The sequence below is a fragment of the Klebsiella sp. X13 genome (assembly GCF_003323835.1).
In the GTDB taxonomy this organism is placed as follows: Bacteria; Pseudomonadota; Gammaproteobacteria; order Enterobacterales; family Enterobacteriaceae; genus Klebsiella; species Klebsiella ornithinolytica.
Genome location: NZ_CP030874.1, coordinates 1,225,073 through 1,243,125, shown reverse-complemented (window position 1 = coordinate 1,243,125; position 18,053 = coordinate 1,225,073). Strand labels below are relative to the sequence as shown.

At 49.4% G+C, this 18,053-nt stretch carries 11 protein-coding genes and 1 pseudogene; 7 read left to right on the top strand and 5 right to left on the bottom strand.

Features of this window, described 5'->3' with window-relative positions:
- Window positions 1–236 precede the first annotated feature (236 nt).
- From DSD31_RS06085 to DSD31_RS06065, 5 genes are all read right to left on the bottom strand, one after another.
- On the bottom strand, window positions 237–1,673 hold the full coding sequence (locus DSD31_RS06085; RefSeq protein ID WP_113990895.1) for a hypothetical protein: 1,437 nt from the start codon (window positions 1,671–1,673) through the stop codon (window positions 237–239).
- A complete protein-coding gene (locus DSD31_RS06080; protein WP_113990894.1) occupies window positions 1,670–6,622 on the bottom strand; it encodes an AAA domain-containing protein in 4,953 nt (1,650 codons plus the stop codon). The genes DSD31_RS06085 and DSD31_RS06080 overlap by 4 nt, the downstream gene beginning before the upstream one ends.
- Window positions 6,623–6,804: 182 nt before the next feature.
- A complete protein-coding gene (locus DSD31_RS06075; RefSeq protein WP_113990893.1) occupies window positions 6,805–7,983 on the bottom strand; it encodes a GIY-YIG nuclease family protein in 1,179 nt (392 codons plus the stop codon).
- Window positions 7,976–10,021 carry a DEAD/DEAH box helicase gene (locus tag DSD31_RS06070; RefSeq protein ID WP_113990892.1) on the bottom strand — a complete coding sequence of 682 codons (2,046 nt, stop codon included), beginning with the start codon at window positions 10,019–10,021 and terminating at the stop codon, window positions 7,976–7,978. The genes DSD31_RS06075 and DSD31_RS06070 overlap by 8 nt, the downstream gene beginning before the upstream one ends.
- Window positions 10,018–12,783 (bottom strand): class I SAM-dependent DNA methyltransferase, encoded by a 2,766-nt coding sequence (locus tag DSD31_RS06065; protein WP_113990891.1) that lies wholly within the window; start codon window positions 12,781–12,783, stop codon window positions 10,018–10,020. The genes DSD31_RS06070 and DSD31_RS06065 overlap by 4 nt, the downstream gene beginning before the upstream one ends.
- A gap of 650 nt (window positions 12,784–13,433) precedes the next feature.
- Here DSD31_RS06065 and DSD31_RS06060 point away from each other — a divergent pair.
- From DSD31_RS06060 to DSD31_RS06030, 7 genes and pseudogenes are all read left to right on the top strand, one after another.
- The gene (locus DSD31_RS06060) at window positions 13,434–14,297 is read left to right on the top strand and encodes a GTPase family protein (protein WP_113990890.1); all 864 of its coding nucleotides are present in this window, start codon (window positions 13,434–13,436) and stop codon (window positions 14,295–14,297) included.
- 93 nt (window positions 14,298–14,390) lie between these two features.
- The gene (locus DSD31_RS06055) at window positions 14,391–15,215 is read left to right on the top strand and encodes a DUF932 domain-containing protein (protein WP_113990889.1); all 825 of its coding nucleotides are present in this window, start codon (window positions 14,391–14,393) and stop codon (window positions 15,213–15,215) included.
- A gap of 208 nt (window positions 15,216–15,423) precedes the next feature.
- Entirely contained in the window at window positions 15,424–16,134 is a 711-nt protein-coding gene (locus DSD31_RS06050) for a DeoR family transcriptional regulator (RefSeq protein WP_113990888.1), read from the top strand.
- Window positions 16,135–16,159: 25 nt separating this feature from the next.
- The gene (locus DSD31_RS06045) at window positions 16,160–16,696 is read left to right on the top strand and encodes a DUF4339 domain-containing protein (protein WP_113990887.1); all 537 of its coding nucleotides are present in this window, start codon (window positions 16,160–16,162) and stop codon (window positions 16,694–16,696) included.
- 41 nt (window positions 16,697–16,737) lie between these two features.
- Window positions 16,738–17,175, top strand: coding sequence for a hypothetical protein (locus tag DSD31_RS06040; protein ID WP_113990886.1), 438 nt, complete (start codon window positions 16,738–16,740; stop codon window positions 17,173–17,175).
- A 66-nt stretch (window positions 17,176–17,241) separates the two neighbouring features.
- Entirely contained in the window at window positions 17,242–17,652 is a 411-nt protein-coding gene (locus tag DSD31_RS06035; protein WP_113990885.1) for a hypothetical protein, read from the top strand.
- A 77-nt stretch (window positions 17,653–17,729) separates the two neighbouring features.
- Window positions 17,730–17,945 (top strand): annotated as a pseudogene (locus DSD31_RS06030) (DUF905 domain-containing protein); the annotation flags it as partial.
- Window positions 17,946–18,053: the final 108 nt, after the last annotated feature.

The following is an 18,053-nucleotide window of genomic DNA, read 5'->3' as shown; positions in this document are numbered from 1 at the left end:
GGGGATGTATGTTTCATTTTTTATTTTTCTGCTCGCAACTCTATGTTAAATATACTACGCCAATATATTGGCTATTTTATAGCCTTCAAACCTTGAATCGCGATATGCCGATGAGCCACAACCATTTCGTAAGTCGTAGATGCTACACGATCCCTTTAAGCAATAGTTTAATGGTGCCATTAATCACCACCTCCTATAGAGGTGGTTTAGGCAAAAAAAAGCAAATTCTCATCCTTTCAATGTTTTTCAACTATTGAAGAAAGAAATCCACAGTCATGAGGCTTATCAAAACCAGAGGTGCTTTTGACATATTCAGTAATCAGCGCACCAATAATCTTAACTGCATCTTTGTTAGTTGTAATGAAGCCCAATGGCATCGTCACAGGCAGCGTTTCTGGTTGAGAAATATGATAGATAACGGCAGATAACTCATCTTCAAGATGAAGGATCTCAACATTACCATCTAACAGTCCTTCTACTAGCCCTTTAGCGCACGCGTGGAATTGCCCAAGTTCATGCTTCCACTGTCTGGCAACCCGGGCATCAACTGCATCCTGGACGGGTACGTACAGCACCGGTTTATACAGCCGCTTATCCTTCGTAGCCGACCTGTTAAGAAAATCGCTCAGGCTTGAGATAAATCGGACGCTCTTTGACCAGTAGGGATCTGATGGAGCTACCCAGACGAACGGGCTACCGCCATAATCGGTTTTGTCTCTGATACGCTGATTGAGCACCGGTGCCAGAGCTTTCTGCAGCTTTTCCCAGTTGTTTTTAGAATAAACCGGGCCTAAAAAAGTCGTCCTGCCAGAGTCTGAGTATTCTTCCAGCGCCTGCATATCCTTGATAAATAATGGATTAAGTTGATTCGTTTTAGAGTCAAACAGCTTAAGCGTAAGGTCATCGTTTATGGCTACCATGGCCTTAAAAATACTCATGGTATTGTTATGCCGTGATAACCTAGCTATCTCAACAGCCATTAACTCATGAACACATTCCGAACTGTTTAACTGTTCATAGTCTTCACGCTCGACAGCCTTACCATCGTTATCCATTTTAAATTCCGTTGTTAAACGGAGCGGTATTTGCCGCAGCTTATTAACAGAATTAACTGTATAGATAGAAGGTTGTTCTTTACCTCCCTGAACCTGCAAGTGAGACAGATAACCTTTATCCAAGATTTGATTAAACTGGTACTGAAAGTGCTTCTCAACCAGTTTCTCACTTTGAGAAATGTTGTTGTCATCAACCTTTAATGTTAACCCTCCCCTCCAGTGGTCCTGGAAAGTTTGGTTGCTGAAGCAGCTAAATGTGGCTAAATCAAAGGATAAGGTACCACCACTGTCCTGGATAGTTGAAAGGTGCGGTATCTCGCCAACCTCAGAAAAATAGCCATTTGATTTGTCGGTTAAAGTCAGTCTGCCGTCTGAGGAGAGCGTCAATTCGCCACGCTGCACAAGATCGGAAATCGCCTCCTCTGTCTCACGGTGGGTCAGGCCGAAATAGGTTGCTATTTGTGCTTTGCTCATCGAGGCTACATGAACAAGTCTTAGCACAAACTCCCGGATGAATGGCAGCCCCTTCTGGGAAACATAGGAAAACTGAATGTTAAACCTCTGTGCGGGCAGCAGGAAGTCAATCTCGTGATAGGTTACTTTGTTATCAGATATCATTTCTTTTTGCCTCCCTGCTGAGCGGAGAGGAACCTGTATCCAGCTTCCTGACCTCGTTCAGCCATATAACTTACAACTGAGCCTAATGGCAGTTCTTTATTGTTTCCCTTCCAGATATCGGCATTACCCACAATCAACAGGCGATCCATTGCGCGTGACATCGCAACATTTATACGGTTTGGAGCTCGTAAGAAACCTGGGCTATGCTGCTTATCCGAACGCGTCAGTGACAGGATGATGATCCGGTTTTCCTTACCCTGATAACTGTCAACAGTGTCAATTTTAACAATGTCCTTAAATCCCTCGCTCCAGATTTCCTGATTGAATTTCTGACGGAGCAACCGCTTTTGTTCGGCATACATACATATCACGCCGATAGCGGCTTCATCTTTGTTAACGAGCTTTGAAAGCTGAGCGACAAATTCTTCATTCTCTGACACCTGTTTAAGTACAGAAATAATTTCGTCAGCTTCACATCGGTTGTAAATGCTTGTTCCGCGATCTTCAAGATGATGTGCCCGGTGGCCCAGATTAGCAGTATCAAGCCAGGTTACGACGCTACATAACGCTTCTGGAGCGTGCTGATAGACATCCGGAATTGCCCGTTCTCCATTCAGAAGCTTCCTGTCATAGAACGTCTTCGATACGAGATCACCAATCGGTGGAGCCATTCGGTACTGGGTCAGCAGAGCTGCACTCGCTTGAGCACCATAAGCAGAGTTGAAGGCACGGGCAAAGTCACTTCGTAATACCTCGTCAATTTCAGTGCGGGAGTTATTGATACCCAGCTTCCTCGCTAATGCCGCCTTGTGGGCATCTGAGTACAACGGGGGAAGCTGCAGGTGGTCACCCACCAACAGGACGCGTCGGGCTGACTGCATTGCAATGGCCAGTTCACTTGCAATCGAGCGCGCCGCCTCATCAATGATCACCCAGTCGTAGATATTCTCTTGAATGCCAATGTGCCCCTGTCCAATACCAACGCATGTACCAGCCACTAACTGCCTGGAGCGCGAATAAAACTCGTCAAGGTTCACTCGCTCTCCCGACATAGCATCCTGCATATCACGGGATATTTTAGCTAATGCCTTTACTCGTCTTGCCTCATCAGGTCTGACGCCATACTCAGTACACAGCTTGGAAATCAGAATGTCTTTTGCTGCAGAGACCTTCGCGCCTTTGTCTAGGTTAATCCCATATTCCTGACTCAGCCTGGAGCGGATAGAAAAATCGAGTTCGACTGCAATTTCTTTCAGTTCACCGATCTCTTTTGAATCCGTTAAATCGTTAACCTGATAGAGCAATTTCTCAAGGTGATCGATTTGTCTGAACAACCTGAGCTCAGCAAGTACAACACCCGAAATAAAACCCGGCTCCAGACCAATGGCTTCACTCAACGCTTCAACACGGTACTTAATTTCAGCATTGAACAGTTCGCGCTTCTCAGTTGTAATTGCGTTTGAATACACATCTTTCAGGCCAGGGGAAACGGCTCCTTCCCGGTTGCTGAACCTGACAACGTCCAGCTCTGTACCAAGCCGGGAACAGTGCTTTCTGATGCGCTCGGCCGCTGTATTCACAGCCTCGTGTGACTGGCTGACCAGTAAAATGCGTTTGGTATTCTGTTTCTCGATCAGGTAGTGGACAAAGGCCGCGATGAACTCGGTTTTACCGGTCCCCGGTGGCCCCTGAAGCAGGGAGAGAGGGCCATTATTAACCAGTTTGTTAAACGCCTTTCTTTGCTGCTCATTCAGACTGATCTTGTTTCCGTGCTGGTCTTCACGGTCGTATCTGGCAAAATCGGTATCGCTGAGAGTGATACCATAATTTTGAGCCACCTGTTTGCAGGATGGGTCGAACAGGTCAATTAAGTCAGGGAGCACACTTTCTCGATCTAGAAGACGTTCCAGTGCGCGTTTACGTTTCTGATAAGACGCCCGATCCTGCTTTGTACGGAAGAAGACAATATCAGAATCCTTCAGCCTGTAGGCTGTTGAACGCACTTTGACCAGACGGATCTCTTTGAGCTCTGACTTCTTAAGTGACACCTCACCTATAAATCGCTCAACACCTTCCTGATCGACCTGTAAGGCTTCGACTTCATCACTACTTCTGAAAGAGCCAAGTGGATCAACATCTGCAGAGTAAGGGAGAAGAAGCTCTCCGGGAGCATCTGCAACCGGGACCACCTCTCCGCTGACTTCAATGTTTGGATAGGATTCTGTTTCAGTATCCAGAATGGCGCGCCACAGCTTCACCGTAGGAATTTCCAGCACTTCTTTTAAAGCCGGTTCAAGCGCCTGCTTATCAAGTCTTGCAAAGGCATCTTTTAGCTGAAGCGTAAGCGGGTCCTGTTCCTGAACGTCTTCAGGTGCGGCAATCAACTCGATTGCCCGCGCAAAAGATTCTTCTTCATTAAGCAATGCTGTCAAGGCCGACATATCCTGCGGACTGCCGGGAATAATCCTGATGCCAGTACCAATTTCGAACTGGCTTTCATCAATATCTTGCTTACGAATTGTGGCGCGAACCCATGGCCTGAAGCCATGAATCAGCGTTTTCTGCTCTTTGTGGAACACTGCAGTGAAACCGCCACCTATCCCGCTGAAAGTTACTTTTACTTCAGCTGGGGCTTTAGGATTTGGTTCAACTTTGACATACAGATGCCCGTTATCTGGCAGGACAGAGATGATTTCATCGGCATTTCCTGCTGTTATCTCTATCAGGGCTTGTTCTGACGTTAGGCCATTACTGTTTATCGCTTTTTTAAATCGCCCCAAATCCTTAAACCCAAAAACAGGATCTTCCAGTTCAGCCCTGATGGCATTAGCAATAGTCGGATAAATGTCTGATTCCTGCCCCCATGACAAACCTAACAACTCGCAGGACATCTTCATCACTGCATAGTTGTCGCGTTCAAAGGAAGTACAATTATCGATGTATTCAGGGCTGTAGCTGTGGTTTTTAGTTTCGTCACCGGACGGTGAAAAATCGGGGATATCGATGAGGAAAAGAGAACGACTCTGTGTCCCAAGCATCACATTACCAGGATGGATATCTCCGTGAGAAACACCCAGTCCGTGCAAGTGCTCAACGGCGGCGACAAACTTATCAATGAGGTCGATTTTTTCATCATCTGGGACCGCCATGTTATCCCAGGTTTCTCCCAGTACCCGATCCGTAACCAGGTACAGACTTGATGATTTGGATGCAATACCGAATTCACGAATTTCAGGTAGATACGTTGGTTTAACTAAAGAAAGCTGCTCAACCTGTTTTAAAAACTTCATAACCTGGAAGTTTACTGACGGATCGTCTCCCTGCCCTCCAACGTTCAGCCAAGCCTTCACGACCCTTCCACCCGAGATATAAACTTCTTTGTCGGATGTTTCTACCAGAAAGTCATCGTCTTCCCGGTACTGACGAGAGTGGTTGATAGCATGCCGATAAGGGTCAAGCTCAGTATCATCAAATGTTGGGATAGCCTTGCCCGCAGGTTCGGCTTGTTTCAGGACATCAAAGAATTCTGTCGCGGAAGCAAATTTTGCAGCAACGGCATCCAGTAATACATATGAATACCAGTGCTGGCTGTTTAGCATACTGTCCTGTACTGTCTCCAGACTCTTGGGAGACATGCGCTTACCGCTTAACAAGTGCCAGGCTACAAGGCCCAGGGCATGAACATCCTGCTGAAAAGGCGTAAGCTCGCCCTCATCAAGCATGTCTTTTACCTCGACTGCACCTACGGATAAAAGCTTACGGTAATCGCCTACCGTTCCGGCTGGCCGGTGGTATGCCGAAATAAAGTTCGAAAGGGCAACTTCTTTTGAAGGTGAAATCCACAAGCTATGATCGGCGATATCCCTGTGCGCAATTTTCATCTCATGGAGATCACTAAACTTCGCAATGAGCAATTTAACCACATTCAACCGGTCCAGATCTGAAAACGCCTTTCCATACTTTCCGATGAATTCGTTAAACCGAACATGACCCGGCGGAAGCTCATAGACTTCACTGTACTCGGCAGTCACTTCGTCTTTCTGAAAACTCGTCAGAGATCTCAGACAGTGGTTATACAGGTCACGGTTCTGGTGATTGATGTGCTGTAACACTTCACGCTCACGTGAAACGATCTCGGCTCTTCCTTCCGGCGTGTACGCTTTCGTCCCTTGGATGTTCCGGAAATTCCATACCCTGAGTAATGCTTCGCTATTTACCGATATTTCTGATTTTGCTAGGTATTCCCGATACACCTTTTTAGGATGTTCGAAAATCATATCCTTAGCTTCGAAGCCATTAACCCGCAGGGCTTTTGCCGCTGTCTGAGGCCCTAAGAAAAGGGTATCAAAAAGGGGAAAATCTTTGTTTAGAACTTGGGAGCTTGGATGGGGTCTGAAATAGTTGTTGAATGTATTGCGATCAGCAAATTTAAGAAAATCTGTTAACGAGATTGTATGGTGAAGTTGTTCTTCCGGTAACTCACTGAAGTCCGCATTGCCAGTCATCACAACAAAGAAATGTACAAATGGAACATAGCCTTTGTTCGTAAAACGATCTGCCAGACGCTTGAGTTTGTTGTCCAACGTGAACTTTTTGCCACGGGTCACGCTTACCGGCGAGCGTCCCATGTTCTTATCACCCTTATACCAAGTCTCTCCGCGCGCAGTTACGGGCTGATGGTTCCAGTCCTTCAACTCAGCTATGATCACATTACAATGCGTAACAATGACTAAATCAAATTCACCTTCTTTTTTTGCCTCAACAAAACGAAAACCTGCATAACCTTTCCAGGGGAACATTCCGTTGCCGGTATAACCATATCTTTGTAGCTGCTCGCCAATAGAACCTCCACGAACAGGCTTGTCAGACATAGATAAATTATCCGAAAACGCAGCCTTTATTTTCTCAATAGCTGCCACTTCTTGCTCTTGTAAACCGCCATCCCACATTTCTACTTCCAACGGAATCTCCCCCAGGACTTCAATCTGATTTATCTAGTGATCCTGACTAATCATCTCAGTAGTGCTTTGTAGCTTAAGTAAACAATGCCCGCTATCGCCGTTATTCTCTCTGGAAGTAATATCCCTGCGAACTGCATTGGTTATTTTCATCATAATGCGTGAATTCTGCCCTATGCCTTCACCAGTTTCGCAGACATGGGGTCATAGACATACCCAATGATGCTACCATCCTTAATACGTGCAACAGCCTCATCGATAACGAATAACGGAACGAGAAACCATTCCTCGGGCTGCACTGGATGGCCGAAACGGTCGTTAATGGTAATTTTAAGCCGTGCGGGTGCAAACAACCTGTGAAACAGGTTTTCCATCCGGGTGCGGTTGATACCTGCAAGCTTGTATGAAGCTACCACCTCGACCTTCGCTAAGAGATAGGTGGAATCGTGTTCAGCATTGGCAATACGAGTCTCTACCTTGCCACCAGTCACACCAATCTTGTGAATGACATCACGATGTTCAGCCACATAGGGGTTATCAGATAGTGAACGCAACACATAAATGGTGCCGCTTTCTAGATCGCCCTCTTCTAGAGCATCGCTGAATAAAGGCCCCATGTCTGGATCGGTAATTCGGCGTGCTGTTTCGTCTTTATACAAAGCACGAACCAATGACAGCCGAAGTAGGTTACTTTCCGTACCATTCGAGTAAATGACACGCAGTCGAGCATCCTTCTTCCCCTGTGGAGAATCGAACTCTTCACCTTCCCCAGCCACATAAGCCGTTTGACCATCCAGGATGAACCAATGGCCTACTTCGATCGTCGCATACTGCCCAAAAGGTCGGGTCACTCTTAACCCTGAACTTAGATCACTGCGCACCTGCTCAAATAGCGGTTTGAGCGCATCAAAATCCTCGCACGGCTTGCGATCCGCAACCCCTTGTACAACACGCTTTTCGGCGCTAGCACGAACATGACGCAAGACTGTGATATCGTCCTCGCTGGTAACATCAGCCAGTTCGACAGCCAAATTATCGATATCAATGATTTCGTCCGCAGACTCCGCTACTTCGCCCCCTCCAGCCAATAAGCCCTGATGATCCAGCGGCTCAAGCAAGGCACGACATGCTGGGAGATTGCGTAGACGGTCGAGCCGCACTGCATAGAGACGCTCGAAGATATCACGATCTTCGCCGTGTTGCGGAACACGCCCATGCTGCTCAGTAAAGCGCTGGATTTCTTCAAAACCGGCTATGATGCGTTCCTCGCTGGCTGGACGTCCTTTTTTCTTCTCTGGTGGTGCAAACTCGGCAAGTTCTGCTGCCAAATCGTCTAAATCAGAATTACTCATAACGTCCCTCCGCCCTGAAACGCATAAACGCAGCTGCGCCCTCGGCAAGGTGTTTCTCCCAGGCATCCGGTGAAGTTAACGATGGGAGGCGCCCACGTTCACGTTTGAATTCAGCGGCACGCTTGGCGATCACCTTGGCATCTTCAGGTGTGATCGAGGTACGCTTGGCCGAGATGGCCGCCGCGACCTGCTTCAAACTGTCTTCACTCATCGTCTTAGCAAGGATAGCGTAGGCTTCACCAAAGGGATTGATACGGTCGATAAGATCTATATCTAAATCGCGCACGTCCATCGCAAAGCGACGCACTCCGTCAATAAGAGCAGTATTGAGCGTCCCATCGTTCTCGTCTATGGCAAGATGCTTAGCCTGCTGCGTGAGGTTAAGAGCAGCGATAGCATGCTGACGTATAGCCTCCCGATCTTCCGCATCAAGTTCAGGATACTTTTCTTTGATAATCTTCCCCATACGAACCTGTGTTAATTCTTCAGGGATCAGTTCTTCATCGAACAGACCTCGTTCGATGGCGGGCTTATCCTGCACAAAGGCCGCGATCACTTCGTTTAAATCTTCCTGGCAGATGCGTGCCGCCTCTTTGCTCTTGGGCTCGGCAAGTCCTTTAATCTCGATTTGATACGTCCCTGTCTGCTCATTAGCACCAAAATTGCAGTTATCCGGGTCATACCCTCCATCACCATAGTCAAAACCTGGAGTAGGGCTGCTTTCTGGGTTTTTGGGTTTGAACTCGAAGCGCGGAGCCAGTACCTGCTCCATCAGCAGACTTGCCGCGATGGCCTTCAAGGTATCGTTGACTGCCTCGGTGACAGCCCCCTCTACAGCATCCGGCTCGGCGATCAGGTTGGTAAACCTTGCGCGGGGTTTACCCGGCGCGTCGCGAGTGGCGCGACCGATGATCTGCACGATCTCAGTTAGGCTGGCTCGGTAACCAACGGTCAACGCATGTTCGCACCAGATCCAGTCGAAACCTTCCTTCGCCATACCAAGTGCAATAATGATGTCCACATAATCACGGTCTGTCTTCATTTCTGCAGCACGGAGGCTTTCCTGAATCTTGCCTTGGCTGGTTGGGTCCACCAGGTCAGCAATCCGTAGCACGCGTCCATCGAGGCATTTGACTAGCTGAAAACCAGTCACAGGATCCGCTCCTTGCCAATCGCCAAGCTCGCCGAGAATGTGCTCCACCTCTTTGATTTTATCCTTCGTGCTCTCTCGCGAATTGACGTTGGGTATATGGATAATGGTCTTCTTGTCAGGATCGAGGACATTAAGGATGTCATCGACGTAGGAGCCACCATAGAAGAAGTAGCCGATGTCGAGTTGCTTGAGGTATTCGTAACCGTTGAGTTGTTCGTAGTAGGTATAAGTGACGGTATCGAACATGGACTCATCCTGAGGGGCCAAAACGGCCTCCGCATCACCCCGGAAGTAGGAGCCGGTCATGGCAACGATGTGTGTCTTGTCACGCGCGATGAACTGCCCCAAATGCTGACCAAGCTTGTTATCCGGGTTAGCTGACACATGGTGGAATTCATCTACCGCGATCAGGCGATCGTCAAACGCTTCTATGCCGTAGGCATCGACCGCGAAGCGAAAGGTTGCGTGTGTGCAAACAAGCACCTTGTCGCTACTTTCAAGAAAAGAGCCGAAAGATCTTACCTTGCCACCGTTGTCGTTACCGGGCGCATTGCACAGGTTCCACTTAGGTTCGACATGCCAATCAGCCCAAAATCCAAACTGCGATAGTCGTTCATCGTTGAAGCTAGCACCGATGGATTTCTCTGGAACGACGATGATGGCCTGTTTGATCCCCTGATTTTCGAGTTTGTCGAGTGCAATGAACATCAGAGCACGACTCTTACCGGAGGCGGGCGGCGACTTAATGAGAAGATATTGTTCTCCACGTTTCTCATAGGCGCGCTCTTGCATAGGGCGCATTCCAAGGGCATTAGACTTAGTCGATTCTCCGTTGCGTGCATAAGTAACGGAAACGGACGGTACTGACTTGATCTTGACGCTCATGTGTCGGCTCCTGCTTTACGCTTCTTGCTCTTGATTGGTGTAACTGAAGCAGTCATCTTGGTATAAAGGTCAAACAGCTTTTCCAGCCGCTCGGTGTCATTTTTGAAGCGGCGACCGATGTAGATGCGTTCAAGCACTTCGTCGTTGCGCTCATGCGCGGCGCGTAGTTCTGCCGGCATATTTTCGGGGTCGTACAAATCCGCGATTGTCGCTGGGAAATGATGCTCCCGCGCCAGCAAAATATCCTCAACACAGCGAGTGAGGTCGCGCTTATTCTTGTCGGTCAATGTTGGGATAGGGAAAGTATTCCACCCAAGGGTATTAGAGTACGAATAGCGCATTTCGAGCCGCCCACATATCGTTCCGATCCAAGTCAGATGAAGCCTAGAGAGGAGAATAGCCAATGGCCACAATTCTTCCGTTGAAGCATAGAAAGCTTTGTTTGTGGGGATGACATTACTTCCAGCCAGTCCTGCCGGAAAGTAATACCGACTCTCCGAACTAACTATCGGGACAAATATTTTCTTAGCATCATCACCCTTGAATTCTCGAAATTGATGGGGTCTCGAAGCAAGTTTATTTACTGCTTTGTCAACGGTCTCAAGGCGGTCTCGCTTAACCGCCGCAACACGTAAAGAAATCTCTTCATAGGACAAAGCATCATCCATTTGCTCATTAGATATCCAAAGACAATAGCGAACCTCTCCGTTAATGAATTGATGTGAACCAATAAACTGGCGTATGTATTGACTAGGTACACCCGAGGCTTTTATGCTCCGCTCCTCATCCGGTGAAAGGAGCAATCCTGCAGATTTCGAGTAGTACACGCCATACTCCAAGGAAAGCGGCAGGAAGGCTGGGCTCTTTAAAGCTTCAACGATCTCAACTCTATGAGCAGTTAGATATGGGTTTATATGCTCAACTACTGCTTTAGTATCATTATAATAAAGAGTTCGAACGCCGCTTTTATAAGCATCAACGCCAACAATAACCACCGTAACCCCAGCATTATGGCTAGCCAAGTTATTCCACTTGAAAGGAGTTACAGCAAAGCGAATACCCAGTCCCATCGAATGGAGTAAGGCCCAAGTAATTGGAACTTGTTGCCCTTGACAAATGCTGTTTGTGGCAACAAAAGCGAAAGGTGCATTGCATTGCGCGTTGTACTGCGCCGCCTTTAGAAACCAAGCTCCAACGTAATCGACATTTTTCCATTGACTTGTAAGATTTGAGAAAACTTCTTTCAAATCAGTTTTTTGCTCAGCTGTTTGTTTGCGCGTACCCGTAAATGGTGGGTTTCCACAAATGTACGTTTCGCCACCTTCGTTCTCGAAATCGATCTCAGCTTGATCGAGAGGTGTCGTGAAGAGATCATCTGTCTGCCACTTCACGTCAGTTCCAGTCGCAGGGCAAACACTCATCCAGTCGAGCCGCAGCGCATTACCACAGGTAATCCAATTTTCGTTGCGTAAAGGTAGAAACTCAGCCAGTGCAAGCTTTAGCCCCCGATACAGTACATCACACTGGTACTCAGCGATAACCAGCGCAAGGCGGGCAATCTCCGCGGGGAAATCACGTATTTCAATCCCGCGGAAGTTGGTAAGAGGTATTTCAGACGCACGATCTGGCTCGCCGCGTCGCTGATTGATTTCGGCCTCGATCACACGCATTTCTTTATATGCAATGACTAAGAAGTTGCCAGAACCGCACGCGGGGTCAAATACGCGGATGCGGGCAATACGCTTTCTCAGATTGAGCAGCATCCGCGGGTTGTCGCCAGCTTCCTCGAGTTTCGCCCGCAGTTCGTCGAGAAACAGTGGGTTAAGCACCTTGAGAATATTGGGGACGCTAGTGTAATGCATACCTAACTCACCACGTTCTTCATCTTCGGCAATGGCCTGAATCATCGACCCGAAAATATCTGGATTGATCTTGGTCCAGTCCAGATTGCCAACATGCAGTAGATAGGAGCGCGCAATGCGACTAAAGCGCGGCACTTCCTCACTACCCGAGAATAAAGCCCCGTTAACATAAGGAAACTCTGCAGCCCAGCGTGGAATACCGACGCTGACACGCTCATCGCCTGGGGTGTTCATAGCGCGAAACAGCGTGGCGATAACGTCGTGCATATTTGAAGCATCACGCTCACTCATCTGAGCAATGGTCTCGGTGAAGCGTCCCTTGCCGATAAATATATCGGTGTCTTCAGCGAAGAAGCAGAATATTAATCGCGCCATGAATTTGTTCATGTCATGACGACGCTCAGTAGTACCCCATTCAGGATTATCTTTTAGTAGTTCGACGTACAAACGGTTCAGGCGACTAGTGGCCCGAATGTCGAAGGCATTCTCGCTGATCTGGCGAACAGTGCTGATTCCTGCCAGTGGCAAAAAGAAGCCGAAGTGATCGGGAAAGTCTTTAAAGGCACAAGCGACAGTCTGGCCGCTGATGAGATCTTCAGCTTCGAAGTCTTTTCCGTCTGTGGCGAGGATGAATTTGGCCTTGGCCTTGCCTGTTGCCGGGCTGGCCTTGAGTGAAGCCAGCATTTGTGTTACCAGCCCTTCTTCACTAACCAAAATGTGAATGTTATTGGTCTGAAGAACGCCGCCCAAATCGGACTTATTGGATGCTCCGGCGCGCAAGCGTTTGATAGTCGTTTCCTTGTTGCCAAAGGCTTCAAGGAAAGCATAAGGAAACTCTATGGGATCAAAGGGTTGCTCTGCAAGATCCGTGATGGCTTGTTCAATTTCTACGGCGTTCATTTGCGTACAGCTCTCCATTGGCATGTGACCGGCCTACTGCTACTGGTGTGCAGTAAACTCATGTCAAATCCTAGGTTTTCTTGGAAATTTTTGACCGCAAGTTTAACAGAATAGAACCCAGCTCTGTAGCAGATTCAGCCTCAGGTTTCCGTTTCACAAAACCCTCTTATGTATTTATGTTGAGATTTCTAGCTTCGAGATAAACTCAAACAAATGTACAAACTTTCATGCACTTAAATGCTACTAATGTCATGATATATTAAGCGATCGCATATAAGTAACTTACGTCATTCATTCTGATGTTCTTAAAAATTCTCAGGTTGCCTCAGAAACCCTCTTCAGCACAGGAAATGACTTTCCTGCAATCCGTCGAACCAAAGGGGCCAACGGTTCTTGTCTCGCACAGGCAATTCGGTTCACTCCATGTTCTATCTATATTGGAGTACTAATTTCGATATCTAAACCTAGGAGTAAATGTCTACTATTAGCAAAAAGCTGCCAATCACCATGAGCGTTATTTTAAAAGTGGCACTGCTGCAGTTACATGCGTCTGCTTATATTTCAAATAAATTCAGATAGATATCATCTACGTGAATCCCCCACATCTTTTACCGGATCGCGGGGTCTTTTTTTCACACAGAGATATTCGTATGCAAAAATCTGACGGCCTACAGGCTTTTGAAAAACCGCTGGCGTCACTACCACACACGCTTCGCTACCTTATCCTTGAGCGTCTTCGCAGTCTCACGCAGTACGAGCCGGTAATCGGCATTATGGGTAAAACCGGGACGGGAAAATCGTCGTTGTGCAATGCCCTGTTTGCCAGTGAGGTTTCACCCGTTAGCGATGTGGTCGCCTGCACACGCGACCCATTGCAATTTAGCCTACAAGTGGGCGAGCGCATTATGACCCTTGTTGATCTACCAGGTGTAGGGGAAAGTAGCTTACGCGATACTGAATATGCCGCCCTATATCGCGAACATCTTCCCCGGTTGGACCTGGTGCTGTGGTTGATTAAGGGCGATGATCGAGCGCTGGCGGTGGATGAACATTTTTACCGGGAGGTGATTGGTGAGGTATACCGGCATAAGGTGTTGTTTGTTATCAGTCAGTCCGACAAGATTGAACCCACCTGCGGTGGTGAAAAGCTGTCTACAGAGCAGAAACAAAATATCAGCCGCAAAATCTGTCTACTGCATGAGTTGTTCCAACCTGTAAACCCTGTCTGTGCGGTGTCGGTACGTTTGCAGTGGGGGCTGCGGGTGATGGCTGAACGGATGATTCGTTGCCTGCCGCGGGAGGCCAGTAGTCCGGTAGCGGTACAGCTTAGTGCTCAACTTCGTACCGATGTCGTTAATAAAAAAGCTCGTGACGATTTTGGTGAAACGGTCGGCTCGGTACTGGACACTGTAAGTTCCATGCCCCTGATACCGGCCCCGGTTCGGACAGTCATCCAGTCTGTACGCGACATCGTGGTATCAGTCGCTCGTGCAGTCTGGAATTTCTTCTTCTGAAAATTAACCCTTCTAACCCGTAGTTTCCTGAGCCCTGCCGCGATTTTGCGGCGGGGCTTTTTGTATTTATTTTCCATCATGAGGAGTCTGCTTATGACCCGTCTGGCTTCGCGCTTTGGCGCAGTAAATCTTATCCGTCGTGACCGTCCGTTAACCCGCGAAGAACTGTTTCTTGTGGTGCCCAGCGTTTTCAGCGAGGACAAACACGAATCCCGCAGTGAACGTTACACATATATACCCACCATCTCTCTGCTGGACAGTCTGCAGCGGGAGGGCTTTCAGCCGTTCTTTGCCTGTCAGACCCGCGTGCGTGATCCGGGTCGTCGTGAACATACGAAGCATATGCTGCGCCTGCGTCGGGAGGGGCAGACTACCGGTAAGCAGGTTCCGGAAATTATTCTGCTCAATTCTCACGATGGCTCCAGTTCGTATCAGATGCTACCGGGACTATTCCGTGCGGTATGCCAGAACGGGCTTGTCTGCGGTGAGTCGTTTGGCGAGGTGCGGGTGCCGCACAAAGGAGATGTCGTGAGTCAGGTGATTGAGGGAGCGTATGAAGTGCTGGGTATTTTTGACCGTGTGGAAGAGAAGCGGGATGCCATGCAGTCGCTGATGCTGCCGCCGCCTGCACAACAGGCTCTGGCACAGGCTGCACTGACGTACCGTTTCGGTGAGGACCACCAGCCGGTGACAGCACCTCAGATACTCTCCCCACGCCGCTGGCAGGATGAGAGCAATGATCTGTGGACCACATACCAGCGTATTCAGGAGAACCTGATTAAGGGGGGGCTCAGTGGACGGAGTGCGAAAGGCGGACGAACGCATACCCGTGCGGTGCGCGGTATTGACGGTGATGTGAAGCTCAACCGGGCTCTCTGGGTGATGGAGGAAGCGATGCTGAGTGGGTTTCAGTCCTGAGCTTGTTATCAACATGTTGGGAAGGGACACTCCCTGTCCGTTTTACCTCCATTGAATTGAGTGTTTTTTCACCGCATTTCGCGGTGTGCCGTGTCGGGCCAGCTTCCGGAGGCAGATAAAAAATAGTTCATTCCGTGTCCATACCCTGTCCGCCCCCCTCTTTAGAATCATTTCATATTCAGTCAGTTAACTATTACGGAGATTTAAGATGACACAGGCAGAGCGCCGTCATGACCGGCTGGCTGTCAGGCTGTCACTGATAATCAGCCGCCTGGTTGCAGGTGAAACGCTGAACATGACGCGGCTGGCTGCAGAGTTTGGTGTGTCAGTCCGTACCCTGCGACGGGATTTTCGCGAACGGCTGATGTATCTCGACCTTGAGTATCAACGGGGGCAATGCCGCCTGCGCAGTGCCGGTGGAGGCGTACAGGGCGAGCTGGATGCGCTGACCTTTGCTCACCGGGCAGGACTGGCCGATATTTTTCCGGGGTTGGACCGGCGTCTGGCGGGCATGCTGCTCACTGCGGGAGGGATGCCGTGTCTGGTATGGCAGCCGCCACAGTCTGTGTCACCGGCCATCTCGCTGGTGTTCTACCGTCTCGTCAGTGCCATTACCACCTGCCAGCGGGTACTACTGCTGGCCGAGGGAGAGCGCTGTGACGGGCTGGCTCCGTACCGCCTGATATCACTCGACGGCTGCTGGTACCTCACCGGTGAACTTAACGGGCATATCACCGTGCACCCTCTGGCGACCATCCATGCGGTGACAGTCCTGAACACCACTTTTACCCCGCGAAAACGTCTCAGCCAGTTAACCACACAGGCGGGCTTTATCCGGGCTCTACCGCACTTCAGCTGTATTCGCGAAATCCTGTCTCCTGGGCCCTCTGAGGAGGAGCGGGGCAACACGCTGATTTAATTACCTCTGTTAAGAAGGAAAAACAATGACCTGGTATTACGAGAAAAATGGCATACGTCACGACAATGTGACCGAAGACGACATCACTGGCCTGATTGCGCGCGGTGAACTCACCGCTGCCACGCTGGTGTGGCGACAGGGTATGACGGAGTGGCAACCGGTCTCCGCCACCCCGCTGGCTTCAGCGCTGCTCCACAGCACTACACCACCAGCGCTGCCGGGGAACTGCATTCCGGGTGGAGTGGTATGGACACTGGCATTTGCTCCCTTCATTGGTTATGCGCTTGAGCTGTGGACTGCAGGGCTGAACGGAATGTCTTTTGACGAGGCATATGAGGCTGTCTCGGGCGGGCAGTACTGGTTTATCACGCTGCTGCTCAATATCGCTCTGGGGTATCTCGATGAGCGACGCCTGCGTAAGGCCGGAGTGGATACCACCATGTTCGGCAAACTGGCCTGGCTGGTGCCGTTCTATTTGTGGCGTCGGGCGAAAAACCTCGGTCAGAAACCGGCTTACTTCTGGGTATGGCTTGTGATGCTGGCCCTGACCGTATGGGCCTGAATCACCGCTACCTGATACTTTCTCTGTTAAGGACCAACGTAATGAAAACACTGATTAAAATACTGGGCATTACCGGCAGCCTTCTGCTTTGTGCAGGGGCTCAGGCCCAGCCCTATAACCGGACGCTACCTGCAGTCGTCAATGACAACAACGGGAATATTTTCTGGTGTGATGCGCATCGTCAGATTACCGGAAAATGCGAAGCCATGTCTGTTGACCGTCAGGGCGGGATGGTCACGGTGCGTTCAGCACCTTTTAAAGACTGCGAAGGTGGCCTGTGGGGCTGGATAACTATCATGCGCAACGATGTGTCGAAGGGATTCACCATTACTCCGGACAAGAAATTCGGTCTCACCGTAAAAGACCTGTGCCGTCCGGGTACGGTAGTGACCTTTAAGCCCAACCAGAAGAAGCCGGAATATGACGACCTGGTGGCACTTTACCAGGGCAAAGAGCTGTTTCGCTACCGGCGCTTCTGATAACACCCGATATCAACCACTCTTATTTTGCCCAACTGCGGGCTGGATTAATTCAGGACGAAGACCATGCTGAAAATACTGACCTCTGCTCTACCCGCCCTCATTCTGTCACTTGCCGCCTTCAGTGCCGGTGCCGCTCAGCTTCCGGCAAGCCTTATGGATAAAGACAATCCCGGCCAGGAGTACTGGTGCCAGGGAAACGACATCAATACCTCCATGTGCTCACTGACCGGTATCAGCGATGACCATAAATTTGCCCTGATTCACGACCTGCCGGGCCCGGCCTGTGAAGACTTAAGCTTCGGGATTATCGACCTCGTGCGCCAGACCGGTGTCAACATTCCTTACGATGGTGGTGACTGTAAGGGCGATGTGCATGCCGGTTTTGTGCGTGGCACGAAAGATAATGCCCTGTATGTGAAAATTGTACGGGGCAGCAAAACCCTGCGGTTGTATAAGGTGCAAACCGGTTACTGACAATCCCCCCACACATGCAAACTCCCACAGCCCCTGACGCATCTGCGTCAGGGGCTTTTGTTTTTAAGGTACACCGAATGCCTGAATCTCACATGCTGCCACCGGGACCTTTTACCCGACAGCAGGCCGAAGCGGTTACCCGCCGGTATCGCAACATCAGCATTGAAGACGACCAGGGTAGTCACTTCCGCTTGGTGGTTCGTGACTCTGAAGGTCGAATGGTCTGGCGGGCCTGGTGCTTTGAACCTGATGCCGGTGAAGGGCTTAACCGTTATATCCGCAAGTCAGGCATCCTCAGAGCATCCTCAGAGCATCCTCCTCCTGACCACACCCATTCATCATCCCTGCATGTCCTTTATTTCCCATACGCCAGCCATCGTCGCTGGCGTTTTTATTGACGG